The 24,917-nt window shown below is 65.1% G+C and carries 25 protein-coding genes, 2 tRNA genes and 2 pseudogenes; 24 read left to right on the top strand and 5 right to left on the bottom strand.

From position 1 onward, the window contains the following. The first annotated feature begins 121 nt into the window (after nt 1–121). Nucleotides 122–207: transfer RNA gene (locus KRR38_RS08185), tRNA-Tyr, on the top strand. A 664-nt stretch (nt 208–871) separates the two neighbouring features. On the opposite strand, the gene KRR38_RS08180 is transcribed toward KRR38_RS08185, so the two are convergent. Further along, on the bottom strand, nt 872–1,144 hold the full coding sequence (locus KRR38_RS08180) for a hypothetical protein (RefSeq protein ID WP_217400431.1): 273 nt from the start codon (nt 1,142–1,144) through the stop codon (nt 872–874). A 690-nt stretch (nt 1,145–1,834) separates the two neighbouring features. Here KRR38_RS08180 and KRR38_RS08175 point away from each other — a divergent pair. Then, complete coding sequence (locus KRR38_RS08175; protein WP_217400430.1) at nt 1,835–2,584, top strand: phosphatidylserine decarboxylase; 750 nt, start codon at nt 1,835–1,837, stop codon at nt 2,582–2,584. Further along, nucleotides 2,581–3,399 (top strand): CDP-diacylglycerol--serine O-phosphatidyltransferase, encoded by an 819-nt coding sequence (gene pssA, locus KRR38_RS08170; protein ID WP_217400428.1) that lies wholly within the window; start codon nt 2,581–2,583, stop codon nt 3,397–3,399. Before KRR38_RS08175 ends, pssA begins: the two co-directional genes overlap by 4 nt. Here the strand turns inward: pssA and KRR38_RS08165 are convergent. Both KRR38_RS08165 and KRR38_RS08160 read right to left on the bottom strand, forming a co-directional pair. Then, nucleotides 3,347–3,601, bottom strand: coding sequence for a hypothetical protein (locus KRR38_RS08165; protein ID WP_217400427.1), 255 nt, complete (start codon nt 3,599–3,601; stop codon nt 3,347–3,349). The genes pssA and KRR38_RS08165 overlap by 53 nt on opposite strands. A 202-nt stretch (nt 3,602–3,803) precedes the next feature. Beyond that, a complete protein-coding gene (locus tag KRR38_RS08160) occupies nt 3,804–4,073 on the bottom strand; it encodes a hypothetical protein (RefSeq protein WP_217400425.1) in 270 nt (89 codons plus the stop codon). Nucleotides 4,074–4,436: 363 nt separating this feature from the next. Here KRR38_RS08160 and rpsB point away from each other — a divergent pair, with 363 nt between their 5' ends. The 12 genes and pseudogenes from rpsB (at nt 4,437) to rpmE (ending at nt 15,968) form a co-directional block, all read left to right on the top strand. Continuing rightward, nucleotides 4,437–5,222: a 30S ribosomal protein S2 gene (rpsB, locus tag KRR38_RS08155; protein ID WP_217400423.1), complete on the top strand. Its 786-nt coding sequence runs from the start codon at nt 4,437–4,439 to the stop codon at nt 5,220–5,222. Nucleotides 5,223–5,304: 82 nt separating this feature from the next. Beyond that, nucleotides 5,305–6,231 carry a translation elongation factor Ts gene (gene tsf, locus KRR38_RS08150; protein ID WP_217400421.1) on the top strand — a complete coding sequence of 309 codons (927 nt, stop codon included), beginning with the start codon at nt 5,305–5,307 and terminating at the stop codon, nt 6,229–6,231. A gap of 151 nt (nt 6,232–6,382) precedes the next feature. Then, on the top strand, nt 6,383–7,105 hold the full coding sequence (pyrH, locus tag KRR38_RS08145) for a UMP kinase (protein ID WP_217400419.1): 723 nt from the start codon (nt 6,383–6,385) through the stop codon (nt 7,103–7,105). 3 nt (nt 7,106–7,108) lie between these two features. Then, nucleotides 7,109–7,666, top strand: a complete 558-nt coding sequence (gene frr, locus KRR38_RS08140; protein ID WP_217400417.1) for a ribosome recycling factor — start codon at nt 7,109–7,111, stop codon at nt 7,664–7,666. A gap of 33 nt (nt 7,667–7,699) precedes the next feature. Further along, nucleotides 7,700–8,374, top strand: a complete 675-nt coding sequence (uppS, locus tag KRR38_RS08135; protein WP_217400415.1) for a polyprenyl diphosphate synthase — start codon at nt 7,700–7,702, stop codon at nt 8,372–8,374. Continuing rightward, a pseudogene (locus KRR38_RS37320) lies at nt 8,265–8,816 on the top strand (phosphatidate cytidylyltransferase); the annotation flags it as partial. The gene uppS and the pseudogene KRR38_RS37320, both read left to right, overlap by 110 nt. A gap of 85 nt (nt 8,817–8,901) precedes the next feature. Next, nucleotides 8,902–10,311 carry a 1-deoxy-D-xylulose-5-phosphate reductoisomerase gene (locus KRR38_RS08125; RefSeq protein ID WP_254514689.1) on the top strand — a complete coding sequence of 470 codons (1,410 nt, stop codon included), beginning with the start codon at nt 8,902–8,904 and terminating at the stop codon, nt 10,309–10,311. 1 nt (nt 10,312) lies between these two features. Further along, nucleotides 10,313–11,431: an RIP metalloprotease RseP gene (rseP, locus tag KRR38_RS08120; RefSeq protein ID WP_254514688.1), complete on the top strand. Its 1,119-nt coding sequence runs from the start codon at nt 10,313–10,315 to the stop codon at nt 11,429–11,431. A 195-nt stretch (nt 11,432–11,626) separates the two neighbouring features. Continuing rightward, complete coding sequence (bamA, locus tag KRR38_RS08115) at nt 11,627–14,371, top strand: outer membrane protein assembly factor BamA (protein WP_254514687.1); 2,745 nt, start codon at nt 11,627–11,629, stop codon at nt 14,369–14,371. Next, a complete protein-coding gene (locus tag KRR38_RS08110) occupies nt 14,371–15,057 on the top strand; it encodes an OmpH family outer membrane protein (RefSeq protein ID WP_217400411.1) in 687 nt (228 codons plus the stop codon). Before bamA ends, KRR38_RS08110 begins: the two co-directional genes overlap by 1 nt. Nucleotides 15,058–15,072: 15 nt before the next feature. Continuing rightward, on the top strand, nt 15,073–15,561 hold the full coding sequence (gene fabZ, locus KRR38_RS08105; protein ID WP_217400410.1) for a 3-hydroxyacyl-ACP dehydratase FabZ: 489 nt from the start codon (nt 15,073–15,075) through the stop codon (nt 15,559–15,561). Between the two features lie 179 nt (nt 15,562–15,740). Then, a complete protein-coding gene (gene rpmE, locus KRR38_RS08100; RefSeq protein ID WP_217400408.1) occupies nt 15,741–15,968 on the top strand; it encodes a 50S ribosomal protein L31 in 228 nt (75 codons plus the stop codon). A gap of 277 nt (nt 15,969–16,245) precedes the next feature. On the opposite strand, the pseudogene KRR38_RS08095 reads toward rpmE, so the two are convergent. Further along, nucleotides 16,246–16,880 (bottom strand): annotated as a pseudogene (locus tag KRR38_RS08095) (prolyl hydroxylase family protein). A 168-nt stretch (nt 16,881–17,048) separates the two neighbouring features. Here KRR38_RS08095 and KRR38_RS08090 point away from each other — a divergent pair. The 9 genes from KRR38_RS08090 to KRR38_RS08050 all read left to right on the top strand — a co-directional run bounded on the left by KRR38_RS08090 (nt 17,049) and on the right by KRR38_RS08050 (nt 24,203). Next, nucleotides 17,049–17,125 (top strand) — tRNA-His (locus tag KRR38_RS08090). 55 nt (nt 17,126–17,180) lie between these two features. Further along, nucleotides 17,181–17,948 (top strand): heme ABC transporter permease CcmC, encoded by a 768-nt coding sequence (ccmC, locus tag KRR38_RS08085; RefSeq protein ID WP_217400404.1) that lies wholly within the window; start codon nt 17,181–17,183, stop codon nt 17,946–17,948. Beyond that, nucleotides 17,948–18,088: a hypothetical protein gene (locus KRR38_RS08080; protein WP_217400402.1), complete on the top strand. Its 141-nt coding sequence runs from the start codon at nt 17,948–17,950 to the stop codon at nt 18,086–18,088. The genes ccmC and KRR38_RS08080 overlap by 1 nt, the downstream gene beginning before the upstream one ends. A gap of 20 nt (nt 18,089–18,108) precedes the next feature. Then, on the top strand, nt 18,109–18,555 hold the full coding sequence (gene ccmE / locus KRR38_RS08075; RefSeq protein WP_217407158.1) for a cytochrome c maturation protein CcmE: 447 nt from the start codon (nt 18,109–18,111) through the stop codon (nt 18,553–18,555). Further along, entirely contained in the window at nt 18,552–20,498 is a 1,947-nt protein-coding gene (locus KRR38_RS08070) for a heme lyase CcmF/NrfE family subunit (RefSeq protein WP_217400400.1), read from the top strand. The genes ccmE and KRR38_RS08070 overlap by 4 nt, the downstream gene beginning before the upstream one ends. Further along, nucleotides 20,495–21,058: a redoxin family protein gene (locus KRR38_RS08065; protein WP_217400398.1), complete on the top strand. Its 564-nt coding sequence runs from the start codon at nt 20,495–20,497 to the stop codon at nt 21,056–21,058. The genes KRR38_RS08070 and KRR38_RS08065 overlap by 4 nt, the downstream gene beginning before the upstream one ends. A gap of 47 nt (nt 21,059–21,105) precedes the next feature. After that, nucleotides 21,106–21,480 carry a cytochrome c-type biogenesis protein gene (locus KRR38_RS08060; RefSeq protein ID WP_217407157.1) on the top strand — a complete coding sequence of 125 codons (375 nt, stop codon included), beginning with the start codon at nt 21,106–21,108 and terminating at the stop codon, nt 21,478–21,480. Then, complete coding sequence (locus tag KRR38_RS08055; RefSeq protein WP_217400396.1) at nt 21,477–22,169, top strand: tetratricopeptide repeat protein; 693 nt, start codon at nt 21,477–21,479, stop codon at nt 22,167–22,169. Before KRR38_RS08060 ends, KRR38_RS08055 begins: the two co-directional genes overlap by 4 nt. Nucleotides 22,170–22,271: 102 nt before the next feature. Further along, nucleotides 22,272–24,203, top strand: a complete 1,932-nt coding sequence (locus tag KRR38_RS08050) for a potassium transporter Kup (RefSeq protein ID WP_217400394.1) — start codon at nt 22,272–22,274, stop codon at nt 24,201–24,203. Here the strand turns inward: KRR38_RS08050 and KRR38_RS08045 are convergent. Further along, nucleotides 24,200–24,856, bottom strand: a complete 657-nt coding sequence (locus tag KRR38_RS08045; protein ID WP_217400392.1) for a peptidylprolyl isomerase — start codon at nt 24,854–24,856, stop codon at nt 24,200–24,202. The two genes, KRR38_RS08050 and KRR38_RS08045, sit on opposite strands and share 4 nt — an antisense overlap. Nucleotides 24,857–24,917 lie beyond the last annotated feature (61 nt).

Raw genomic sequence — 24,917 nt, 5'->3', positions numbered from 1 at the left:
CGCTCTGCCAGTCCCCCCATTGACAGGCAAGGCTCGCTTCGCCATGAGCGCGCCTCTCGGCCGGAAGGCTCCCTCGGGGGCACTCTAGAATGCGGGTTCGCCCGCAACCGGCAGCCGGTGTGGACAGGTGGCCGAGTGGTTAATGGCAGCAGACTGTAAATCTGCCCGCGAGAGCGTACGCTGGTTCGAATCCAGCCCTGTCCACCACCCGGCTTCTTCTTCGGAAAGTCGCCATTTCTCGGCTGGAAAGGCCGCGTTTCTGCGGCACGGATGGTTTCTTCTCGCTTCGTGGCGTTTCGCGCGTGTTTTTGCGGTTCTCAGGCGGCGAAATTGGCTCGACCGCACGTCGGGACCCGGACTCGGCCGATTGGCAGTCCGGCGGCAGAACGATGCCCGGCGGATATGAAACGGCGCGTCAGCCGTCCGTTGCGTTGGCTGCGGCGCCTTCGGGGTCGGCGATTGCATCGCTTGCACTGCCAACCGCAGAAGCCTGCGCAGTAGCGAGATGAAAGGCCGCGCCTGCAATTGCGGCGCCGATGATTGCCAGAATGAGAGCATACTCGGCCGCCACGGCGCCGGCTCGATCAAGGAAAAAGCGTCTTAGCATAGTACCCCCATCGATGTATTGTAGCGGTCGCGAGGGCATTGCGCCACGGCGAGGCATTCGCCGTGCCGACATGACACACCTGATTGGCGGTTGGTTGCGGCAGCAGGCGGGGATTCGGGCGAGAATTTTCGCGGGTGCCCGCCACCGAGTTGGGCTAAAGTGCGCTGCAGGCAGACATGACTTTACTGCCCGGGGACCCAGGGTCCTCGGGCAGTAAAATCCTCAATTCGACTTGTTCGCCACGCCCGAAGGCGCCAGCGCAGCTTAGTTGCTGTCGCTGTTGTCGAAAGCGCCGGCAGCGGCGGCAACGCCGAGACCAGCCGCCACGGCAGCGGCGATGCCGACGCCGAGGCCAGCACCGGCAAGCTTGCCAGCCTTGCGCGACTTGGTGGTCGCGCGAACGTCCTTCGCAGCGCCGACGCTAGTGCTGGCTGCCATCTGCGACGACAGGCTCAGAGCCTCAACGCCCGCGAAAGCCGGCGTAGCGACGAATGACGAGACCGCGGCCAATGCTATCAATGTCTTAGGGAAACCCATGACCCGCTCTCCTTCGTTGGTTGATGGGGTACGCGCTCATATAGACGCGCGAAACGCCCGGTCGTTCCGCATGCGACGAGTTGCATTGTAGCAGCGACGAACCGTTTCGCGGACTGCAATACCGAATCGATATGGGACAACCTGAAGTTTCTTGCGACGATATGAGAGCTGCAGCCACCGGTTGGATTGCCCCGCGGCGTCAGCCGCCCGCTTGGTATCGCCGATATGTTTAAGGAGAGATGAATCGCGGAGTTTCCGCAAGTTACGCCGCCACAAAAACCCCCGCATTGCGGGGGTAGGTAGGGAGCGCTCTTGCCTCGGTTGTCGTTCAACTCGCCGCGCCGGCAGGGGGTGGGGTGGCGCGGCAATTGTGAAACGCTTCATCGACGGAAAGTATCCGCTGACCGCAGAAGAAACAAAGAAACCCCCGCCATAGCGGGGGAGGTGGAGGGTCGGTCAGGCCATCGGGGGGTTTTGCTCCGCGCAGACGGGAGTCGCGTGGGCGAATCTTTAAAACGCGCGAAAGGCGATTTCGTGCCGCATCTTCGACAAGAATCTGGAGGTTATGACGTCATGCCCAGCGCAATTCGCGTCCCGGTTTTCGGCGCGCGATCATCGATTGGCGGCCTTCTGCCGGGCAAGTCGCCAGCCGCGCTTGGCAATCGGGCGGGCAATACCTAATACCCCGAAATGGCAGGTGAGCTTCTAGACAATCAGGGACGTGGCGAAGCAGGCTGGCATTGGCCCGCGATCCACCCCGAAGCCCGCAAATTTGCGGCAATCGCGGCAGTACTCTGCCTTATCTTCGCATTTATGGCGTGGGAGACGATCGCCTGGCCGATGGGCCTGCTGGTGATCTGCATCTGCGCCTTCTTTCGCGATCCGCAACGGGTGACGCCGCAAGGCGATCGCTTCATTGTCGCGCCGGCGGACGGGCTGGTGACGCTGATCCAGAAGGTGCCGCCGCCGCGCGAACTGGCGATCGACGACGGCAGTGGCGGTGCGAGGCTCGGCGAGGAGCCGGTGACGCGCATTTCGATCTTCATGAGCGTGTTCGACGTCCACATCAATCGCGCGCCGATCGGCGGGACCGTGCGCCGCGTCATCTATATCCCGGGACGTTTCCTCAACGCCGACCTCGACAAGGCGAGCGAAGAGAACGAACGCCAGCACATTCTCATAGAGCGGGGCGATGGAGCGGCGATCGGCTTCACCCAGATCGCCGGACTGGTGGCGCGGCGCATCGTGCCCTTCGTCAAGCCGGGCGACATGCTCGCCTGCGGCCAGCGCGTCGGGTTGATCCGGTTCGGCAGCCGGGTCGACGTCTATCTGCCAGAAGGCACCGAATCGCGCGTGGTTCTGGGCCAGAAGATCATCGCCGGTGAGACGATCCTTGCCGAACTCGGCCAGCAGGGGCTGGTCGAGGGGATCATGCAATGACCGAGCCCGGCCTGCGGTCCGACGCAGGAAACAAGCCGCGGGTGCTGCGCGGTGGGCTGACGCTGCGGGCCATGGTGCCCAATGCGATTACCGCGGCGGCGCTCTGCGTCGGCCTCACCGGGATCCGCTTCGCCATTGCCGGCGATTTCGAGCGTTCCGTCCAAGCGGTGATTCTCGCCGGGATGCTCGACGGCATCGACGGGCGCGCGGCGCGATTGCTCAAGGCGCAGTCGCGCTTCGGCGCAGAGCTCGACAGCCTGGCCGATTCGATCTCCTTCGGCGTCGCGCCGGCGCTGATCATCTATCTGTGGACGTTGCAGTCGCTTCCCAGCATCGGCTGGTTCGCGGCGCTGGCCTTCGCCATCTGCTGCGTCTTGCGGCTGGCCCGGTTCAACGCGCGCTTCGATCTTGACGACGGGCCGCACAAGGCAGCGGGTTTCCTGACCGGCGTGCCTGCGCCGGTCGGCGCCGGTCTGGCCTTCCTGCCAATGTATCTGTGGATCGCCAGCGATCACTGGGAAGTCTTCGCCTCTCCGATCCTGGTCGGGGTGTGGCTGGCGCTGATCGCCTTCCTGATGATCTCGAGCCTGCCGACATTGAGCTGGGGAAAACTGCGGCCGCGGCGGAACATTCGGCTGGAGGTTATCGCCCTGACCGGCCTGGTCTTCGCCGCTCTGCTGACCGAGCCCTGGCTGACGCTGGTTGTGATCTGCGTCGCCTATCTGCTGCTGATTCCGGTCGGCTTGTTCAGCTATGCGCGCGTCAAGCGGCTGCGAGGGCGGGTTGCTTCGCAGGACGTCCCGCCGGACGCTTGAAGTCCGGGCGCAGCACGGTGGCCTGCTGCCGAACGGTGACTTCGTTGATCCGAACGCGGACCTTGCGCCATTCGCTGCAGGCATCGAGTTCACCGCGCAGCGCGAGGGCCTTGCGCCCATAGCGCTGCCAGGTCGCCGCCATCGCGGCAGCGGCGAGAAAGCCAATGGAAAGAAACAGCGTGCTGAGAAGGATTGCAGTCATCTGGATAATCCTTGCCGAAACTCCGTATCCCTGGGGATTCAGAGTGGATAACGTGTGGACAACTGCTGGGTTGGCAGTATGTTCCGGATGACGGTTGTATGTTCTCTTTTTGTTCTGTCCGTCAAGCGGAATTTGCGCTGATCTGAATCCCTCGTGCGGTGAACCGTGGCGACGCGATCTTAAACCGAGCGATTTTCGGTGCTTAAGCGAATCCGGCAAGGCTCTCCTTGGCCCGCAGGAGGCGGGCGATCGGCTTGGGCTGATGCGCCGAGCGCCGCTCGGCAGCAGCCGGTTCTGCGTCGGTCCGAACGGCATCGTGCATCGTCAAGCGAAGCTCTTCGGCCGCAAGTGGCTGCCTCAGCGCGCCGCGCAGTTCGGCAACAAGGGAAACCGATTGCCGGAGGCTGACGGTGATAGCGGCAAGGGCCAAGAGGCCGAGGGCGGCGAAGGCCATGCCCAGTAACAGAGACATTGTTGGCTCCTGTTGCGCCCCCCGCAAGCTGCCCCGTGCTGTGCTCCGTTCTGTGGAAAACCTGTTTATAAGGTGTGCGACTGAGGGGCGCGTAGCACGGTGGAATCGCGGGATGAACCGCTCCAGGCGCGAAAACGGCCCTATCCGCGCCAAAACAGGGTGATCCGGGCCTGGCCTGCGCCAAATTGGTACTGGATTTCGCCACCGAACCAGACTAAGGGCGCCGCTTCCGCAGGTCGCGCGTCCATTCCGGGCGTTCGGCGCGGCGGAAAATCCACATGGGAAGCACTCATACCGGTGCCGCAGCGGGCCTATTCCGCACGGTTCCAGCTTCCCAGAGGTCAAACCGGAAGGAATTATCCTATGGCGGCCCCTACCGTCACGATGCAGCAATTGATTGAGGCCGGCGCGCACTTCGGCCACCAGACCCACCGCTGGAACCCGCGGATGAAGCCGTACATCTTCGGCGCCCGCAACGGTGTTCACATCCTCGACCTGTCGCAGACCGTGCCGCTGTTCGCACGTGCGCTCGACTTCATCTCGTCGACCGTCGCCGCCGGCGGCAAGGTGCTGTTCGTCGGCACCAAGCGCCAGGCGCAGCAGCCGATCGCCGAGGCGGCCCGCGCTGCCGGCCAGCACTTCGTCAACCACCGCTGGCTGGGCGGCATGCTCACCAACTGGAAGACGATCTCGGGCTCGATCAAACGCTTCAAGGCGCTCGAAGAGCAGCTTTCGGGCGACACTGCTGGCCTGACCAAGAAGGAAGTGCTTCAGCTGACGCGCGAGCGCGACAAGCTCGAGCTCTCGCTCGGCGGTATCCGCGACATGGGCGGCATTCCCGACGTCATGTTCGTGATCGATGCCAACAAGGAAGAGCTGGCGATCAAGGAAGCCAACGTCCTGGGTATCCCGGTCGTCGCGATCCTCGATTCGAACGTCTCGCCCGACGGCATCGCTTTCCCGATCCCGGCGAACGACGACGCCAGCCGCGCGATCCGTCTCTATTGCGACGCCGTCAGCCAGGCGGCCAAGAAGGGCGGCCGCGACGCGGTGGTTTCTTCGGGCGCCGATTTCGGTGCGATGGAACAGCCGCTCGAGGAAGAGGCGCTGGTCGTCGAGCCCTCGGCCGAGGAATCCGCCGAAGCCTGATCGGCTTCTGCTGTCATGAAGATGTCGTGTCCCGGGCCGATGGGCCCGGGCGCGAAGCCAATAGTACAAGAGGATATGCGCAATGGCCTATACCGCCACTGACGTGAAGAACCTGCGCGAGCGCACGGGCGCCGGCATGATGGACTGCAAGAAGGCCCTCGATGAAAGCAGCGGCGACTTCGAAGCCGCGGTCGACAGCCTGCGCGCCAAGGGCCTGGCCGCTGCCGCCAAGAAGTCCAGCCGCACCGCCGCCGAGGGCCTGGTCGGCGTCGCCGTTGCCGGCACCAAGGGCGTCGCGGTCGAGGTGAACTCGGAAACCGACTTCGTCGCCAAGAACGACCAGTTCCAGGATTTCGTCCGCAAGACCACCGAAGTCGCGCTGGGCGGCAGCTCGGATGACGTCGAGGCGCTCAAGGCTGCGGCCTATCCGGGCGGCGGCACCGTTGCCGACACGCTGACCAACAATGTCGCGACGATCGGCGAGAACCAGCAGATCCGCCGCATCAAGCATGTTGCCGTGTCGAGCGGCCTCGTCGTGCCCTACATGCACAACGCCGCCGCGCCGAACCTCGGCAAGATCGGCGTGCTCGTCGCGCTCGAGAGCGAAGCCGGCGCCGACGTGCTCGAGCCGCTGGGCAAGCAGATCGCCATGCACATCGCCGCTGCTTTCCCGCAGGCGCTGAACGCCGAGGGCCTCGACCCCGAGGTGATCGAGCGCGAGCGCAAGATCGCGGCCGAGAAGGCGGCGGAAAGCGGCAAGCCGGCGGACGTCCAGGCCAAGATGGTCGATGGCGCGATCGCCAAGTACGCCAAGGACAACGCACTGCTCAGCCAGCTGTTCGTGATCGACAACAAGACGCCGATCGCGCAGGTCGTTGAGCAGGCGGGCAAGGCCGCGGGCACCAAGATCGTGCTCAAGGACTATGTCCGCTTCCAGCTTGGCGAAGGCATCGAGAAGAAGGAAACCGACTTCGCGGCCGAAGTGGCCGCCGCAGCCGGCCTGAACTGATTTTCGAACACGGCGTCCCCGCGTGAGCGGGGGTACTCGGGATCGCCTGAGTTACCCCCGCTTGCGCGGGGACGCGCTTGTCTAGTGCGGGCCTCCGGTTATAAGGGCCGCCTTCCCGCAAACGCCTCCTTGTAACGGACGCCAAAGCCCCATGAGCTCGCCCAGCTACAAACGCATCCTGCTCAAGCTTTCGGGCGAAGTGCTGATGGGCAACCAGCAGTTCGGCATCGATTCCGAATTCGTCGCCGAGCTGGCCAAGGAAGTGAAGGCGGCCAAGGACAACGGGCTCGAAATCTGCCTGGTCATCGGTGGCGGCAACATCTTTCGCGGCATGGCCGGCGCCGCCAAGGGCATGGACCGCGCTCAGGCCGACTACATGGGCATGCTGGCGACGGTGATGAACGCGCTGGCCATGCAGAACGCGCTCGAGCAACTCGGCGTGCAGACGCGCGTCCAGTCGGCGATCCAGATGGACGCGGTCTGCGAGCCGGTGATCCGCCGCCGCGCCGAACGGCATCTCGAGAAGGGCCGTGTGGTGATCTTCGCCGCGGGCGTCGGTGCACCCTATTTCACCACCGACAGCGGCGCTGCGTTGCGCGCCGCCGAGATGAAGTGCGACGCGCTGCTCAAAGGCACCAGCGTAGACGGGGTCTATGACAGCGATCCCAAGAAGAATTCTGCGGCAAAGCGTTACGATACAGTCGATTATGACACTGTCCTGGCTGACAACCTGAAGGTTATGGACGCTTCCGCCGTGGCGCTGTGCCGTGACAACAATATACCGATCGTGGTGTTCTCGATCCGCGAGAAGGGCAATCTGGCCCGCGTGCTCGCCGGAGAGGGCGTGCAGACGATCGTCAGAAAGGGAGCCTGAACCATGGCCAAGTACGACAAGGCGGATCTCGAACGCCGCATGAAGGGTGCCGTCGAAGCGCTGCGGCACGATCTTGGCGGCCTGCGTACGGGCCGCGCCAATACGACGCTGCTCGATCCGATCATGGTCACCGTCTATGGTGCGAACATGCCGCTCAATCAGGTGGCAACCGTGTCCGCTCCCGAGCCGCGGCTGCTGTCGGTGCAGGTCTGGGACAAGATGAACATCGGTCCGGTCGAAAAGGCGATCCGTTCGGCCGGCCTCGGGCTCAATCCGATCAACGACGGCAACAATATCCGCCTGCCGATCCCCGACCTGACCGAGGAGCGCCGCAAGGAACTGGCCAAGCTGGCGCACCAATATGCCGAGAAGGCGCGTATCGCCGTGCGCAATGTCCGCCGTGATGGCATGGACGCGCTCAAGGCCGACGAGAACAAGAAGGAGATCTCGGAGGACGAGCGCAAGCGCGGTGAGGCCGAGGTCCAGAAGCTGACCGACGAGCAGATCAAGGCGCTCGATGAAGTTGCGGCGCAGAAGGAAAAGGAAATCCTGACGCAGTGAGGTTGCAGCGCGCTATCGGGATCGGGAAGAGAAATGGCTAAGGCGCGCCATGTCGCGATCATCATGGACGGCAACGGGCGCTGGGCGAAGAAGCGCCACTTGCCGCGCGTCGTCGGCCACCAGCGCGGCGTCGAGGCCGTGCGCAAACTCGTCCGCGCCGTGCGGGCGATGGGCCTGGAAGCGCTGACGCTTTACGCCTTCTCGACTGAGAACTGGCGCCGGCCCGAGGACGAGATCTCGGCGCTGATGGGGCTGCTCAAGCGCTTTATCCTCAGCGATCTCGATGAATTTGCCGCAGATAATGTCCGGCTGAAGATCATTGGTGATTACAAGGCCTTGCCGGCTGATGTTGTCGATTTGATCGAAGGTGCCATCGCACGCACGGCGCAGAACACCGGATCGATCCTGGCGGTCGCGCTCAACTACGGCTCGCAGGACGAGATAGCCCGTGCGGCGCGCGCGGCGGCCGCCAAGGGCGCGATCACGCCCGAGACTATCGCGGCCGAGCTCGACACTGCGGACCTGCCGCCGCTCGATTTGCTGATCCGTACGTCGGGCGAAATCCGCCTGTCGAACTTCCTGCTGTGGCAGGCGGCCTATGCCGAGATGTGGTTCACCGACGTCCTCTGGCCGGATTTTACGCCGGCGCATCTGGAGGAGGCGCTCGCTGCCTTCGCCGATCGGGAACGGCGCTATGGTGGACGCTAACCAACCCGCCGAGCCCGTCGGACAGGCCAATCGGCCGCCGCAGGGCTATCCAGAGGTCAGAATTGCCAAGCCTGCGCCCGGCGGCGCAGCGAAGGCCAAGAAGTCCGATCTCGGCACGCGGGTCGCGTCGGCCGTTGTCATGCTGGCGGCCGCCGGGCTCGCCTTCTGGCTGGGCGGCTGGTGGTGGACGGGCTTCGTCGTCGTCGTCGGTCTGGGCATTCTGCTCGAATGGGCCAACCTGGTCTTCGGCTTCGTCCGGACGCCTTTCCGGCGCGGGCTCTGGCTGGCGGCGGGGCTTGTCTATGTCGGCGTCGCGGCTTCGATGTTGGCCCAGCTTCGGCACGAGCAGGGCGAGGGCTTCATGCTGCTGCCGATGGTCCTGCTCGGTGTCATTGCAACCGATGTCGGCGCTTATTTCGCCGGCCGTACTATCGGTGGGCCGAAGATCGCGCCGAAGATCAGCCCGTCCAAGACCTGGGCAGGGCTAGGCGGGGGGCATTGCCCTCGCCGCGTTGGCGGAGATCGTGTTGACGACTTTGGTGGAGCGCGGTTTCGACATTCGCACCGCGCTGGGCGTCGCGGTGTTCGGCGCCCTGACCGCGATCATCGCGCAAGTCGGCGATTTCTTCGAAAGCTGGATGAAGCGCCGCGCCGGAGTGAAGGATTCGAGCGATCTCATTCCGGGGCACGGCGGGCTGTTCGATCGGCTCGATGGGCTGTTGGCCGTGATGTTTGCCTTGGGGGGTGCTGGCACTTCCCGTTACACTGGCCAACGCAGCATGACCGTACGCAGAATCACTATCCTCGGCGCGACCGGGTCGATCGGCGCCTCGACGCTGGACCTTGTCCGGCGCGCGCCCGAGCAGTGGCGTGTGGTCGCGCTCACCGCCAATGGCAACGTTTCCGAGCTGGTCCGGCTGGCGCGCGAATTCTCTGCCGAAGTGGCGGTGACTGCCGACGAGGCCTGCCTGCCAGAGTTGCGCGAGGCGCTGGCCGGAAGTGGTATCGCGGCTGCGGGCGGCGCGGCCGCGCTGGTCGAGGCTGCGGCACGCCCGGCCGACCTCACCATCGCCGCGATCGTCGGCTGCGCCGGTCTCGCCCCGACCATGGCCGCGATCGAGCAGGGCGGCACGGTCGGTCTCGCCAACAAGGAAGCCCTGGTCTCGGCCGGTGACGTCATGACTTCGGCCGTCGCCCGATATGGCGCGACGCTGCTGCCCGTCGACTCCGAGCACAACGCGATCTTCCAGTGCCTCGCCGGCAACGATCCCGCGCATGTCCGCTCGATCACGCTGACCGCCAGCGGCGGCCCGTTCCGCGACTGGTCGATCGAGCAACTCGCCGCGGCCACCCCGGCGCAGGCGGTCAAGCATCCCAACTGGGACATGGGCGCGAAGATCAGCGTCGATTCCGCGACGATGTTCAACAAGGGCCTCGAACTGATCGAGGCGCATCACCTGTTCCCGGTAGGCCTCGACCGGCTGCGCATCATCGTCCACCCGCAATCGACTGTCCATTCGATGGTCGAGTACCGCGACGGCTCGACTCTGGCGCAGCTCGGGCCTTCGGACATGCGCGTGCCGATCGCCTCGGTGCTGGCCTGGCCGGCGCGGATGGATACGCCCTGCACGCCGTTGGACCTTGCGGCTATCGGCGAACTGACCTTCCGCGCGCCCGACGAAACCCGCTTCCCGGCGACGCGGCTGGCGCGTCAGGCTGCCGAAGCGGGGGGCGCTGTGCCGGCGGTGCTCAATGCGGCGAACGAAATCGCGGTCGCTGCGTTCCTCGGTGGTCAGATTGCGTTCACCCGCATCGCCGCACATGTCGAAGATGTTCTTTCGTGCTATGCGCCGCCTGCGCCGACCTGTCTCGCCGACGTCATCGCCGTTGATGCCGAGGCGCGCCGACGCGCCCGTTCGTTGATGGAGCTTGCCTGACTTGACCGCATCTCCCTCGCTGCTCCTGACCCTGCTCGCCTTCGTCCTGGTTCTGGGGCCGCTGGTGGTGATCCATGAACTCGGCCACTATCTGGTCGGCCGGCTGTTCGGGGTGAAAGCAGATGCTTTCTCGGTCGGTTTCGGCAAGGAGCTCGCCGGTTGGACCGATCGCCGGGGTACGCGGTGGAAGCTCTCCGCCTTGCCGCTCGGCGGCTATGTCCAGTTCGCCGGCGACATGAACGCCACCTCGATGCCCGATGCCCATGCCGCCGATGGGCTGACGCCCGAGGAGCGAGCACAGCTCTTCCAGTCGAAGCCGCTATGGCAGCGCGCGCTCGTTGTGGCGGCGGGGCCGGTGACGAACCTGGTCTTTGCGGTGGCGATCTTCGCGGCGTTCAACTTCGCTTACGGCAAGGTCGTCGCGCTTCCCGAGATCGCCTATTTCAGCGCGGATTCATCAGCGAAAGCGGCCGGCATGCAGGTCGGCGACCGCATCGTTACGATCAACGGCAACAGGATCGACAGTTTCACCCAGATTCCCGAATACGTCATTCCCTTCCCCGGCAAGACGGTGAATCTGGAAGTGCTGCGGGGGGGCGTCCAGCGCGACGTGTCGGTTCGCATCGCCGAGGTGGTGGAGCGCGACAAGTTCGGCAACGAGGCGAGGATCGGCCGCATCGGCATCGCTCCGGGGCGCGGAAAGATCGTGCCCGTCGGCCCCGGTGAGGCCGTCACGCTCGCGGTCGATCAGACCGCGGGGATCATCCGCATGACGATCACCGGCATCGGCCAGATTTTCGCGGGCGAACGCTCGGTCAAGGAGCTCGGCGGGCCGATCAAGATCGCCAAATATTCGGGCGAGCAGATGAGTCTCGGCTGGCAGCAGTTCGTCAGCTTCATCGCGCTGATCTCGATTAACTTGGCATTCATCAACCTCCTGCCAATTCCCGCCCTCGACGGCGGGCACCTGGCTTTCTACGCAGCGGAAGCGGTTCGCCGGAAGCCGCTCGGTCTTCGCAGTCAGGAATGGGCGTTCCGTACGGGCATGGCACTGGTGCTGGCCCTGATGCTGTTCGTCACGATCAACGATCTGGTCACATTGCCGGTATTCGGTGGCTGACCGGTGGAGAACTTGCAACTGACACGGGTTCCGACCGACTGACTGCTTGATTGGCTGACTTCCATCGGGCAGAGGGCTGCGACTGTCCGCGTAAGCGGCTGGCGCGGCTCACGGGGAGGGACTGCCTTTTGCCGCAATGTTTCTGGACTTTTGCCAGGCTGTAACGGGAACGCCGTGCCAATGATAGGAATGACGATGGTTCGCAGCCTTGACTATCGCCGCGCGTCCGGTTTGGCGGCGGCGCTTCTGGGGACCACGATCCTGGCCGGGCAGCCGGTTTATGCCCAGGCGGCCGTCCAAGGTTCCGCGGCTCCGGCAGCACCTGCTCCCGCAGCCGCGGCGCCGGCAGCCCCGGCGGTCGAAGTCCCCGCGGTCATGCCGATCAAGACGCTGACCGTGGTCGGCGCCCAGCGGCTCGAAGCCGACACGATCCTGTCCTACATCAAGCTGCGCGTCGGCCAGGCCTATACCCAGACCGCGGCCGACCAGGCGCTCAAGGACCTCTTCGCCACCGAGCTCTTCGCCGATGCTCAGGTGCGCAACGACAACGGCAACGTCGTCATCCAGGTCAAGGAAAACCCGGTCGTCAACCGCATCATCCTTGAAGGCAACAAGCGCATCAAGGACGAGAAGATCCTGCCGGAGATCAAGGTCGCGCCGCGCCAGATCTTCACGCGCTCCAAGGTCCGCGCCGACGTCGCCCGCATCATCGAGCTCTACAAGCGGCAGGGCCGCTTTGCCGCCACGGTCGAGCCCAAGATGGTGATGCTCGAGCAGAACCGCGTCGACATCGTCTTCGAGGTTACCGAGGGTCCCAAGTCCAAGGTTCGCCAGATCAACATCATCGGCAACGAGAAGTTCTCCGACGGTGAACTGCGCGGCGAGATGGTGACGAAGCAGACCAGCTTCACCCGCCTGTTCAGTTCGGGCACCAGCTACGATCCCGATCGCATGGCCTTCGACCAGCAGAAGCTGCGCCAGTTCTACCTGACCAAAGGCTATGCCGATTTCCGCGTCGTCTCGGGCGTGGCCGAGCTGACGCCGGACAAGAAGGACTTCATCATCACTTACGTGGTGGAGGAAGGCCAGCGCTACAAGTTCGGCGACGTCAAGGTCGACAGCCAGCTGCGCGACTTCGACGGCGAGCAGCTTGCCAAGCAGCTGCCGATGCACAAGGGCGACTGGTACAACGCCAAGATGGTGGAAGACACCATCGAGAAGCTGAACGAAACGGCCGGTGCCTTCGGCTATGCCTTCGCCGACGTTCGGCCCGACTACAATCGCAGCAAAGACGACCTCACGATGGGGGTCAACTTCGTCATTTCCGAGGCGCCGCGCGTCTATGTCGAGCGGATCGACGTCAACGGCAACACGCTGACCCAGGACAAGGTCGTCCGCCGCGAGTTCCGCATCGCCGAGGGCGACGCCTTCAACTCGCTGCAGGTCAAGCGTTCGACCAACCGCATCAAGTCGCTGGGCTACTTCCAGGAGAAGTTCGAAGTCGAGCAGAAGCCCGGCTCCGCGCAGGACCGCATCGTTCTCGAAGCCAACGTCGAGGAGAAGCCGACCGGCGAACTGCAGCTTTCGGCCGGTTTCTCGTCGATCGAGAGCTTCATCTTCCAGGCCTCGGTCCAGCAGCGCAACTTCCGCGGTCGCGGCCAGACAGTGGGCATCTCGGGCTCCTACTCGAAATACACGAAGAGCATCGAGACGAGCTTCACCGAGCCGTACCTGTTCGACAAGAACGTATCGGCCTCGGTCAGCATCTATCGCCGCGACTACAACAGCTTCAATTACTACAACGACGATCGCAACACGACCTACCAGCAGGCGACGACCGGTTTCCAGCTGCGCGCGGGCGTGCCGCTGACCGAGTTCCTGACCGCGGTCGGCAGCTACACGCTCAATTACGACGACGTGTCGCTCGACAAGAACCAGTTCTACACTGACCGCCTGACGCCAGGCCTGCAGGAGTGCGACCCCTTGCTCGCCGGCCGCTACCTCTGCGAAGCGATCGGCAAGCGGACCAGCTCGATCCTCGGCCTGTCGTTGATCTACGACACGCTCGACAACCGCGTGCACCCGTCGCGCGGCTGGCTTGCCTCGCTCGGCGGCGAATTCGCCGGCCTTGGCGGATCGGTGAAATATGGCCGTATCCGCGCGAACGCAGCGCGCTACTTCCCGCTGGGCAAGGGCTTCATCTTCTCGCTGTCGGGCGAAGGCGGCCTGATCAAGTCGTTCGACAACAGCGGCGATCCGGCCAAGGGTATCGACGACGTCCGCCTGACCGACCGTTTCTATCTCGGCGAGCCGCAGATGCGCGGCTTCGACATCCGCGGCGTCGGTCCGCGCGTCATCCGCAAGTTCTACACCGACGTCAACGGCGATGGGGTGATTGGACCTAACGAGGTCTCGCAGGATCGCAATCAGTGGACTGACGATTCGCTCGGCGGCAAGTACTACTACATGGGCCGCGCCGAGTTGGAGATTCCACTGGGATCGGGTGCGAAGGAACTTGGTCTGCGCCCGTCGATCTTCGCCGATGTCGGCGCCGTTTGGGGCGTCCGCAGGCCTCAACCGACGGTTCCGGGCGGCGATACCGGCCCAGGCGGTCTTTTCATCCAGTCGAAGGACACCAACGGCGTTCCGCTGTACAACGTGACCTGCTTAGGGGTGACGACCCAGGTTGCGGCCAATTCGCAGCCGGAAAGCGCTGCGAACTGCACGACCAGCGGCGATGGCGTCGCGAAAGCCGGGACGAGCTATGCGTTCCAAGAGTTCTTCTACGGTGATACCTGGAAGCCGCGCCTCGCCATCGGTATCGGCGTCAACTGGAACTCGCCTTTCGGGCCCTTCCGCATCGATTTCTCCAAGGTCCTGCTGAAGCAGCAGGGCGACGACACCAAGTCATTCACTTTCAACGTGGGAACTCAGTTCTGATGAAAACGCTTCTCAAATCGTTCGCCCTGGCCGGTCTGATGCTGACTGCTGCACAGCCCGCTCTCGTTCAGGCCCAAGCCGTCGGTCCGCTGGTTCCGGGCCTGGCCGTCGCCGATCTCGACGGCGCGGTTGCCAATTCCAACGCCTACAAGACCGCGCAGCAGCAGCGCCCGGTGACCTATAAGGCGCAGATCGATCAGGCTGAAGCGCGCCGCAGCGCGATCACCGCGCAGCTCCAGCCGCTGGTCACCAAGTTCAACGCCGATCGCCAGGCGGCTTCGCCCAACCAGGCCGCGCTGCAGCAGCAAGCCGGGCAGATCCAGCAGATCCAACAGGCGGGTGAGCAGGAACTGCGCCAGATCCTGCAGCCGGTGGGCCTTTCCGAGGCCTATGTGACCGAGCAGATTTCCGACAAGCTCGACGCTGCGGTGAAGGCTGCGATGGCGAAGAAGAAGGTCTCGCTGCTGCTTTCGCCCCAGGCGGTGCTGGCGATGAACAACAGCGCCTACAACTTGAACCAGGACATCGTGGCCGAGCTCAACACGGCGCTGCCTTCGGCGCAGCTCGTCCCGCCCGCGGGCTGGCTGCCGCGCGAAGTGCGGGAGCAGCAGGCGCAGCAGGCGGCCCAGCAGGGCCAGCGGCCCGCAGCGACGGCCCCCGCTCAGCCGGCCCCTTCGGGCCGCTGAGGGTAGCCCGCGACGATGACCGAGACCACGGATAGCGGTGCGCCGGCGACGGCGGCTGTCGTTTACGACATCCGCAAGATTCTGAACGCGCTGCCGCACCGCTATCCGCTGCTGCTCGTCGACAAGGTGCTTTCGCTCGAGATCGGCGAGGAAATTCGCGCGCTCAAGGCGGTCACTTTCAACGAGCAGTTCTTCCAGGGCCATTTCCCCGGTCGGCCGATCATGCCCGGCGTGCTCCAGATCGAGGCGCTGGCCCAGGCGGCGGCGATCCTGGCGATCGAATCGCTGGAACTCGCCGGCTCGAGCAAGCTGGTCTATTTCATGGCGATCGAAGAGGCGAAGTTCCGCGCTCCGGTCGAGCCGGGCTGCCTGCTCGAACTCAACGTCGGCTTCGTCCAGAAGCGGGCGCGGGTCTGCAAGTTCTGGGGCAAGGCCACGGTCGAGGGCAAGGTGACCTGCGAGGTGAATTTCACCGCAATGATCGCCGATCCGCCAGAGGGTTGATTTCGAACTCACCCCGTAGCGACTAGGCCGCGCAGCGCGCGACCAAGTCTCGCTCCTCTCCCGCATGCAGGAGGGGGTGGGGGTGGGCCAGTCTGAGCGGTTGCGTTTTGCGGCGTAGCTCGCTATGCGCGCCGCTTCATTCAGGCCGGTCGGAACCGGCCGCAGCGAAAGTGAATGCGATGAAAGCCGATATCCATCCCGACTATCACATGATCAAGGTCCAGATGACCGACGGTACCGTCTTCGAGACGCGCTCCACTTGGGGCAAGGAAGGCGATACGCTGGTGCTCGAGATCGATCCGACCTCGCACCCGGCCTGGACCGGCGGCAAGGCGCAGCTTCAGGATGGCGGCCGCGTCGCGCAGTTCAAGAAGCGCTTCGGTGGGCTCACGCTCAAGAAGGACTGATCCGGTCCATCGCCGAGAAGTTCAAAGGGCGGTCCCGCGGGGCCGCCCTTTTTCGTTGCACCATTCGCGATGTGCGAAAACTCACACCGGTTTTGTGCTCAACCTCACCGCCGCTATTGCCCGATAGGCTATGTTGCTCAAGTCACGCGGATGGTCCCATCGGCCTGACAGGGGCAAAGGAAGCAGCGTTGCGGCGAAACGCGCGTTGCTGGGGCCGAGCGGTCCGCGGTCTCCCGATCGTACCGCGTATCGTTCGGCCCCGTTTGCCCCCAAGTCCTCACCAGCCCCAGGGCCGCTCGCGGTACCAGCGCGTGATCACGTATTTCGTGCCGGCGCGAACTTTCATGCCGTGGTGCAGGCTGGCGGAATTGACCGTGCCGTCGGGCTTGCGGTTGTTCCAGGCGAGCAGCTTGCCGCGCTCGGGCTGGACCATCTTGTCGATCCACTTGAACCGCGTCGCGCCGCCCGCCTCGACATCGTTCAGATAGAGCATGAAGGTCCAGGTGCGCTGGCCGGCGACTGAGCAATAGGTGTCGAAGTCGGCGCCGCCAGGCTCGAAATAGTCGGTATGCGGCTTGAATTCCTGGCCCACTTCATAGCGCTGGCCCTGCAGCGGCTCGCCATAGGCTGGGTCTATCCCGGAAACGGCGGCCAGCCTCGCATTCAGCCCCATGACCACGGCGTCTTCGGCATCGAGATCGCAGGTCTCGCTGGTCCGGAAATAGTCGTCGCCGTTGGCGTCGGCGATGGTCGAGGGCCGGCGGCGCGCATCGATCCGGTCGACCAGCGCGGCGCAGTCTTCCGCGGAGAGAAAATCGCGCATGATGAAGAGTTCGAGCCGGGGGAGGGCACGCGCTGCATGCGCGGAAAGGTCAGCAGATGCTGCGCGGACGATTCGCCGGGGCCGGTCATGGGGCAGAGCTATAGGCGGGGGGCGTGCCGAAGAAAATCGCGTCCGGCGATGCGGCGCGCAGTTTTTGCTTCCCAATTTCGGCCGCCTGTGCAAAGGCGCGCTCCCGCCCCGATGGCTCGGTTTCGAGCTTGGGACGGGCATTGGCCGCGCCTCGGTGCGCGCTTGTGGCGATCGTAGCTCAGTTGGTTAGAGCGCCGGTTTGTGGTACCGGAGGTCGTGGGTTCGAACCCCATCGGTCGCCCCAGTCTTTCCCCCAGAACTACGGGCTCATTGCCGGGGGAGGACTCGCGTCTTGCCCCTTGCCGGCTGACCTGCACGCTGCCAAAAGCGCCGCGATCATGCATGGCTTCGCCAATCCTGCCCGTTTCCTCCGCATTGCGCGCTGGCTGATGCCGCTGCTGCTGATACCCGGCATCGTCCTGGCCGGCGCAGCGCTCGTCTGGGGCTTGTTCTTCGCGCCGGCCGAAGGCCTGCAGGGCGAGACCGTGCGCATCATGTACATCCACGTCCCCGCCGCCTGGCTCGGCATGGGCGGCTGGACCGCGGTCGCTGTGGCGAGCCTGGTCGAGCTGGTCTGGCGCCATCCGCTGGCCGGCATCGCCGCGCGCGCTTCGGCGGTTCCGGGTGCGGTCTTCACCGCGCTCTGCCTGGCGACGGGTTCGCTCTGGGGCCGGCCCGCCTGGGGAACCTGGTGGGTCTGGGACGGGCGGCTGACCTCGATGCTGGTGCTGCTCTTCCTCTATTTCGGCTATATCGCCCTGGCTTCGGCCGCGAGCGGCGAGGGCCAGAACGCCCGCGTCGCCGCGGTTTTCGGCCTCGTCGGTGCGGTCAACATCCCGATCATCCACTATTCGGTGCTCTGGTGGAACAGCCTGCACCAGCCGCCGAGCATCACCCTCGGCAAGTCGGCGATGGCCGCCGATTTCCTCGTGCCGCTGCTGATCGCGACGATAGGGTTCTCGCTGATCTTCGGCGGTGTCGTGCTCGCGCGGATGCGCGCGATCCTCGCCGATATCCAGGCCGAGGCGCGTCTGCGTCGCAAGGCCTCTGCCGGGGCCTTCGCCTGATGCGCGAGGCACTCGATCCCTGGACCTTCGTCTATGCCGCCTATGCCATCGGCGTCGGCGGAACCGCGCTGATGGTGGCGTGGAGCCTCGCGTCGATGCGCCGGGCCGAGCGCCGCCGCGAACGGAGCCGCGAGCAGTGAGTGTGCAGACTGCCCCAGCGATGAAGGCCAAGCACCAGCGGCTCGTGCTGATCGTCATCGCGCTCGCTGCGCTGATCGCTGCAGTGCTGCTGGCGATCTGGGGCCTGCGCAGCCAGGCATCCTATTTCTACGTGCCGAGCGAAATCCTCGCCAGCCGGCCTGATCCAGACCGCGGCGTGCGGCTGGGCGGCATGGTCGAGAGAGGCTCGATCAAGACGGAGCCCGATGGCGTGACCATCGCTTTCGTCGTCCAGGACGGCAAGGCGCGCGTGCCCGTGCGGTTCCGCGGCATCGTGCCTTCGCTTTTCGTCGAAGGCTCGGGCGTCGTCGCCGAGGGCAAGCTGGCGAGGGACGGTACATTCATCGCCGACAATCTGCTCGCCAAGCACGACGAGCGCTATGTGCCGCGCGAGATGAAGGAAATGACCGAGGCCCAGGCCAGGCAAGTGGTGGCCGAAACCAAATGATCGCAGAATTCGGCCTGGCGGCGCTCTGGCTCGCCGCTGCCCTGGCGGGGCTGCAATTGCTCGCGGGTTCGCTCGGGCTGACGAGGAATGGCGAGGCACTGGCACCGGTGGTTCGGCCCGTGGCGATCGTCCAGGGCCTGCTCTGCGCCACGGCCTTCGCCGCGCTGATCCTGCTGTTCTGCCGCACCGATCTCTCGGTCAAGCTGGTGGCGATGAACTCGCATTCGGCCAAGCCGTTCATCTACAAGTTCGCCGGAACCTGGGGCAACCACGAGGGTTCGATGCTGCTCTGGGTGACCGTGATGGGGCTCGCCGGCGGCTTCGTCGCGCTGGTCGAGCGGCGGCTGCCCGAGCGGACGATGCTGGCGACGCTCGCCGGGCAGGCCTTCGTCAGCCTCGGCTTCTACGCTTTCCTGCTGTTCTCCTCGAACCCGTTCGAACGGCTGAGCCCGGTCCCCGCGGAAGGGCAGGGGCTCAATCCGCTGCTCCAGGACCTCGGCCTCGCGTTCCATCCGCCGACGCTCTACCTCGGCTACGTCGGGCTTTCGGTCGCGTTCAGCTTCGCGATCGGGGCGCTCATCACGCGTGAAGTCGGCCCGGCCTTCGCCCGCGCCATGCGGCCCTGGGTGTTGGGCGCCTGGATTTTCCTGACGCTGGGCATCACCGCGGGATCCTACTGGGCCTATTACGAACTCGGCTGGGGCGGCTGGTGGTTTTGGGATCCGGTCGAGAACGCCTCGTTGATGCCCTGGCTCGCCGCGACGGCGCTGCTGCATTCGGTCGGCGTGCTGGCCGCGCGTAACGCTCTGCGCGCCTGGACGATCATGCTGGGCGTCGTCGCTTTCTCGATGTCGATGATCGGCACATTCCTCGTGCGTTCGGGCATCCTCACCAGCGTCCATGCCTTCGCGGTCGATCCCGAGCGCGGCACTTTCATTCTCGCGCTGCTGGCGATCAACATCGGCGGCGCGCTGACCCTGTTCGCCCTGCGCGCCGGCAGCGTGACCGAGGGCGAACGCTTCGCCCCGGTCAGCCGCGAGGGCGCGCTTGTGTTCAACAACGTCATGCTGTCGGCGGTGCTGGGCATCGTGCTGTTCGGCACGCTCTATCCGCTGGTGGCCGAGGCCATGGGCGCCAAGGTTTCGGTCGGGCCGCCCTACTTCAATCCGATGAGCGCGCTGTTCGTCGTGCCCATGCTTATCGTCATGGCCATCGGTCCGCTGCTGCGCTGGCGGCGCGACGCGTTCTCGCGCGTGGGCATGGGCTTGGTCGTGCCGCTAGCGGTTGCCGTGCTCGTGGCGATCGGCCTTGCCGTCTGGGCCAACGCCAAGCTGCTGCCCTTCATCGGCCTGACTTTCGCCTGCGGCCTGTTCGTCGCCAGCCTGCTGCCGCTGCGCGGCCGCAACCTGCGCCGCACGCCGCTGCCGGTCTGGGGCATGGTCATCGCGCATCTTGGCATCGCCGTCGCGCTGTTCGGCATGGCCAGCGAGAGCGCCTTCTCCGTCGAGAAGCTCGTCGCCGCGCGGGTCGGCGAGACCACCGCGGTTGGCCCCTGGAAAGTGAAGCTCGAAAAGGTAGAGCCCGTCGCCGGCCCGAACTGGACCGCGCTCGAAGCCGAACTGCATGCATCCTATGCCGACGGCACGCCGACTATCGCCCACCCGCAGGCGCGGTTCTTCTGGACGCCCCCGCAGCAGACCAGCGAATCCGCGTTGCTGACGCGTTGGAACGGCCAACTCTATGCCGTGCTCGGCGAGGAAGCCGATGATGGTCGCTGGCAGCTCCGTCTCTGGTGGAAGCCTTTCGTCACGATGATCTGGCTGGGCGGAATCATGATCGGCCTGGGCGGCGTGCTCGCCCTGATCGGCCGCGTTGCGAGTGACCTCAAGCGCTACGTCGCCCGCGGCAAGATCGCCTATCGCCGATCGAGGCAGGGCCGATGAGCGAAACGACCGAATCCGTCGCAAAACCGGCACCGCGCTGGGCGATCTGGCTGCCGCTCGGCCTGTTCCTGGGCTTCGTCGTGCTCGTCATGATCGGCCTGCTGCGCCCCGCCAGCCACGATGTCGTCAGCGCGATGGTTGGCAAGCCGCTTCCCGAATTCAACCTGCCGCCCGCAATAGCAGAGCGGCCGGGCCTGGCGCACAAGGACCTGGCGACCGGAAAGCCCCGTCTGCTCAACTTGTTCGCGAGCTGGTGCATCCCCTGCGGGGTCGAAGCGCCGCAGCTTGCCGAGTTGAAGCGTCGCGGCGTCGAGATCGACGGCATAGCCATCAGCGACCGCCGCGATGACCTGCAGGCCTTCCTCGCGCGCAACGGCAATCCTTTCGCCCGCATCGGTGCCGATGATGTTCGCTCGGTGCAGATCGCGATCGGCTCCTCGGGCGTGCCCGAAACCTTTGTCATCGATGGCAAGGGCGTGATCCGTTATCAGCATATCGGCGAGATCAGGGCTGATCAGCTGCTCATGATTCTTGAAAAGCTGAAGGAGGCGGAACAGTGAAACGCCTCGTTTGCTTGTTGCTGCTGTTGATCGCGACGCCGTTGGCGATGCCGGCTGCGGCGCAAGAGAACATGCCGCCGGCGCCTTATGCCTATCGCCAGCTCGACGATCCGGCGCAGGAGGCCAAGGCCCAGGCGCTGATGGAAACGCTGCGTTGCCTGCAGTGCCAGAGCCAGTCGATCGCTGATTCGGACGCGCCCATCGCCGGCGACATGCGCAGCCAGGTGCGCCAGCGGATCGCCGCGGGCGAGGATCCCGAAGAGATCCGCGCCTGGCTGGTCGAGCGCTATGGCGACTATGTCAGCTATGCGCCGCGCGTCACGACACTGACCTGGCCGCTGTTCGTTCTCCCCATTGTCCTGCTGGCGCTGGCCGCGCTGCTGCTGCGCCGGCGTTTCCTGCGCGGAGGGTATAGCCGATGAGCTGGGTCTGGGCATTGCTGCTGGCGGCGCTGGCTCTCGGTCTCGTGCTGGCGCTCTTGCGCTGGGAGAAGAAACCGGCTGTCGGCTGGGAAGCCATCGCCGCAGCATTGCTGCTCGGCATCGCCGGCTATGGCCTGCAGGGCAGCCCCGGAATGGTGGGTGCCCCGAAGGCGCCGGTGGAGAAGATTTCAGGCGATCCGCAAGCGCTGGTCGCTGCGCGCAAGTCGCTCGACGGCAAGCCGGTCGCGCCAGGCAACAACTGGGTGGTCGTCGCCGATGCGCTTGCACGGCACGGCCAATATGCCGATGCTGCCGGGGTGCTGCGCGGTGCAGTGGATAAAGATCCCAAGGATGCCGATGCCTGGCTGGCCCTGGCCAATGCGCTTGTCGGCCATGCCGAGGGGCAGCTTTCGCCCGCAGCGCTTTATGCCTATCGCAGCGCTGCGATCGCCGCGCCGAACCATCCGGGGCCGCCCTTCTTCCTAGGCCTAGCCATGGCGCAGTCGGGCCGTTTTGCCGAAGCGCGGGGTCTCTGGGCCGACCTGCTGGCGAAGTCGCCGCCCGATGCACCGTGGCGCGCGGACCTTCAGGACCGCTTGACCAGGCTGGATGCGCTGATTGCCCGCCAGCAGCAGGCCCAGGGCATGCCGCCAATCCCAGGCGGGCCCCAAGCCGGGACAGGCCCGTGAGCACGATTGCCGGGCCTCTCGCATGCTGCTAAGCGCCGCCACCTTGCTGCGCTGCGGCGAGCTGAGTCCATGTCGCGACGGGGCGCATATATGAGCGAAGCCATGGCGGACGACGCTGGCGCCACTGCCCAGGCGGAGCCCGCGGTAGCGCAGCCGGCGCACGGTCCGCACGATCACGGCCACCACGGCGGCGCGCTGAAGCTCGCTGTCGGTGCGATCGGCGTGGTCTTCGGCGATATCGGTACCAGCCCGCTCTACGCGATGCGCGATACCTTCGCCGGGCATCACCGCCTGCCGCTCGATGCTCTGCACATCTACGGCATCGTCAGCCTGATGTTCTGGTCGATGATGGTCATCGTGACGCTGAAGTACGTCACCGTGATCATGCGCGCCGACAACAAGGGCGAGGGCGGCAGCCTGGCGCTGCTGGCGCTGATCAACAAGAACGTTACCGCCAAGAAGTGGTCGGGCGGGATCGTCCTGCTGGGAATCTTCGCGACCTCGCTGTTCTACGGCGATTCGATGATCACGCCTGCGGTCTCGGTGCTTTCGGCGATCGAAGGCCTTGCGGTCTACGAGCCGCAGCTCGGGCGCGCGGTCGTGCCGCTGGTCGTCGGTATCCTCATCTTCCTGTTCATGATCCAGAGCCGCGGCACGGCCAAGGTCGCCAGCTTCTTCGGCCCGATCATGCTGCTCTATTTCGCCGTGATCTCGGTGCTTGGCATACTCAGCATCGCGGCGTTGCCCGAGGTGATCTTCGCGCTGAGCCCGCATCATGCGGTGTCCATGTTTGCCCATGATCCATTCCGCGGTTTCCTGGCGATGGGCTCGGCCGTGCTCGCGGTGACCGGTGCCGAGGCGCTTTATGCCGACATGGGTCACTTCGGCCGCAAGCCAATCCGCATCTCGTGGCTGGCCTTTGTGCTGCCTGCTCTGGTGTTCAACTATCTCGGCCAGGCCTCGTTGCTGCTGCGCCATCCCGATGCTTTGGCAAGCCCGTTCTATCTGCTTGCGCCCGAATGGTTCCAGTGGCCGATGCTGATAATCGCCTCGATGGCGGCGATCATCGCCTCGCAGGCGGTGATCACGGGCGCCTTCTCGGTGACGCAGCAGGCGATCCAGCTCGGCTTCATCCCGCGCATGACGATCCGCCACACCAGCCTTCAGGCCGGGCAGATCTACATTCCGGTGATCAACTTCGGGCTGATGATCGCGGTGATCCTGCTGGTCCTGGTGTTCCAGCGCTCGTCGAACCTGACCGCGGCCTATGGCATCGCGGTGACCGGTGCCATGGCGATCGACAACTTCCTGCTCGCGGTCGTGCTGTTCCACCTGTGGAAGTGGAAGCCCTGGATGGCGCTGCCGCTGCTCGTGCTGTTCTTCGCGCTCGATGCGGCCTATCTCGGCGCCAACCTCACCAAGATACCCGACGGCGGCTGGGTGCCGCTGATGATGGGCGTGGGCATCTTCACCCTGCTGACGACCTGGTCGAAGGGCCGCCAACTGATGCGCGCGAATATGGCCGAGGGGACGATCCCGATCGAGGTCTTCGCCAAGAGCGCCCATTCGAGCGCGGCACGCGTGCCGGGAACGGCGGTGTTCATGGCCTCGACCAACATCGGCGTACCCTCGGCGCTGCTGCACAACATCAAGCACAACAAGGTGCTGCATGAGCGCGTCGTGATCCTGACCGTGGCGATCCAGGATGTGCCCTATGTCGATGAGGCGGAGCGCTTCTCGGTCAAGGACATGGGCAACGGCTTCTATCGCCTGACCATGCGCTATGGCTTCCTCGAGGAGACCGACGTGCCCGAGGCGCTCAAGCGCGTCGATATGTGCGGCGAACCGTTCCAGATGATGAAAACCAGCTTCTTCCTCTCGCGCCAGACGCTGCTGCCCTCGGCCAAGCCCGGCATGGCGCTGTGGCGCGAGAAGCTGTTCGCCTGGATGTTGCGCAACGCCGCGAGCGCGATGGAATTCTTCCGCCTGCCGACCAACCGCGTGGTCGAACTGGGAAGCCAGATCGAGATCTAGGGTGCCGGAGCCGGCGCTGCTGCGGGGATCGGCACGCGGCGTACGGTGAGCACGCGCACCGGCTTTTCGATCATCTGCCCCTTCATCACGCCCACGCCCATCGTTGTCGACAGCGGCACGTCGTAGATCTTGCGCACGACGTCCATGCCATCGACAACATAGCCGAAGGCGGCGTACCCGGCCTTGCCTTCGTCGGTGGCGGCATTGGGATCGGCGTCGAAGCCCGAAAGGTCGGACAGCAGGATCGAGAAGTCCCCGGCCGCAGTGCCCGGGGCATTACGCGCCATCGAGATAGCGCCGGCCTTGTGCAGGATACCCGTTACGCTGGTCGGCTCGTGCGCGATCGGCGGCAGGGCGCGCTTCGGATCGCCGCGGGTGCCGGCCTGGATCAGCCCATTGGGCTGCTGCCCCCAGGCGAGCCGCATCACGCGGTAGAACACGATCCCGTCGAACCGGCGTTGATCGACATAGCGGACGAAATTGCGCGTGGTGATCGGCGCATGCTTGGCATCGAGATCGAGCGTGATCGGACCCAGTTCGGTGGTCATCACTACGCGCACCGTATCGGGCAGCGGTGCGGATTTCGGAGCGGGCGCGGCGGCCGTCAGCATCAGCAGTAGCGGCGCGAAGAAGGGAGCGAATCGTGTTGTCATGCCGCGATCATGCGCCAAAACGAAAGGCGCGGCACCCTTGCGGATGCCGCGCCCTCTTTGC

The sequence above is a fragment of the Novosphingobium sp. G106 genome, assembly GCF_019075875.1.
Classification (GTDB): Bacteria; Pseudomonadota; Alphaproteobacteria; order Sphingomonadales; family Sphingomonadaceae; genus Novosphingobium.
The sequence above is the reverse complement of the archived record's forward strand: the minus strand, read 5'-3'. Positions and strand labels throughout refer to the sequence as shown.

What these genes read in the sequence shown, in the direction of transcription:
- KRR38_RS08180 (WP_217400431.1), bottom strand. Translation starts at nt 1,144, where the DNA reads ATGGGTTTCCCTAAGACATTGATAGCATTGGCCGCGGTCTCGTCATTC.
- KRR38_RS08175 (WP_217400430.1), top strand. Translation starts at nt 1,835, where the DNA reads ATGGCAGGTGAGCTTCTAGACAATCAGGGACGTGGCGAAGCAGGCTGG.
- pssA (WP_217400428.1), top strand. Translation starts at nt 2,581, where the DNA reads ATGACCGAGCCCGGCCTGCGGTCCGACGCAGGAAACAAGCCGCGGGTG.
- KRR38_RS08165 (WP_217400427.1), bottom strand. Translation starts at nt 3,601, where the DNA reads ATGACTGCAATCCTTCTCAGCACGCTGTTTCTTTCCATTGGCTTTCTC.
- KRR38_RS08160 (WP_217400425.1), bottom strand. Translation starts at nt 4,073, where the DNA reads ATGTCTCTGTTACTGGGCATGGCCTTCGCCGCCCTCGGCCTCTTGGCC.
- rpsB (WP_217400423.1), top strand. Translation starts at nt 4,437, where the DNA reads ATGGCGGCCCCTACCGTCACGATGCAGCAATTGATTGAGGCCGGCGCG.
- tsf (WP_217400421.1), top strand. Translation starts at nt 5,305, where the DNA reads ATGGCCTATACCGCCACTGACGTGAAGAACCTGCGCGAGCGCACGGGC.
- pyrH (WP_217400419.1), top strand. Translation starts at nt 6,383, where the DNA reads ATGAGCTCGCCCAGCTACAAACGCATCCTGCTCAAGCTTTCGGGCGAA.
- frr (WP_217400417.1), top strand. Translation starts at nt 7,109, where the DNA reads ATGGCCAAGTACGACAAGGCGGATCTCGAACGCCGCATGAAGGGTGCC.
- uppS (WP_217400415.1), top strand. Translation starts at nt 7,700, where the DNA reads ATGGCTAAGGCGCGCCATGTCGCGATCATCATGGACGGCAACGGGCGC.
- bamA (WP_254514687.1), top strand. Translation starts at nt 11,627, where the DNA reads ATGGTTCGCAGCCTTGACTATCGCCGCGCGTCCGGTTTGGCGGCGGCG.
- KRR38_RS08110 (WP_217400411.1), top strand. Translation starts at nt 14,371, where the DNA reads ATGAAAACGCTTCTCAAATCGTTCGCCCTGGCCGGTCTGATGCTGACT.
- fabZ (WP_217400410.1), top strand. Translation starts at nt 15,073, where the DNA reads ATGACCGAGACCACGGATAGCGGTGCGCCGGCGACGGCGGCTGTCGTT.
- rpmE (WP_217400408.1), top strand. Translation starts at nt 15,741, where the DNA reads ATGAAAGCCGATATCCATCCCGACTATCACATGATCAAGGTCCAGATG.
- KRR38_RS08080 (WP_217400402.1), top strand. Translation starts at nt 17,948, where the DNA reads ATGCGCGAGGCACTCGATCCCTGGACCTTCGTCTATGCCGCCTATGCC.
- ccmE (WP_217407158.1), top strand. Translation starts at nt 18,109, where the DNA reads ATGAAGGCCAAGCACCAGCGGCTCGTGCTGATCGTCATCGCGCTCGCT.
- KRR38_RS08070 (WP_217400400.1), top strand. Translation starts at nt 18,552, where the DNA reads ATGATCGCAGAATTCGGCCTGGCGGCGCTCTGGCTCGCCGCTGCCCTG.
- KRR38_RS08065 (WP_217400398.1), top strand. Translation starts at nt 20,495, where the DNA reads ATGAGCGAAACGACCGAATCCGTCGCAAAACCGGCACCGCGCTGGGCG.
- KRR38_RS08060 (WP_217407157.1), top strand. Translation starts at nt 21,106, where the DNA reads ATGCCGGCTGCGGCGCAAGAGAACATGCCGCCGGCGCCTTATGCCTAT.
- KRR38_RS08055 (WP_217400396.1), top strand. Translation starts at nt 21,477, where the DNA reads ATGAGCTGGGTCTGGGCATTGCTGCTGGCGGCGCTGGCTCTCGGTCTC.
- KRR38_RS08050 (WP_217400394.1), top strand. Translation starts at nt 22,272, where the DNA reads ATGGCGGACGACGCTGGCGCCACTGCCCAGGCGGAGCCCGCGGTAGCG.
- KRR38_RS08045 (WP_217400392.1), bottom strand. Translation starts at nt 24,856, where the DNA reads ATGACAACACGATTCGCTCCCTTCTTCGCGCCGCTACTGCTGATGCTG.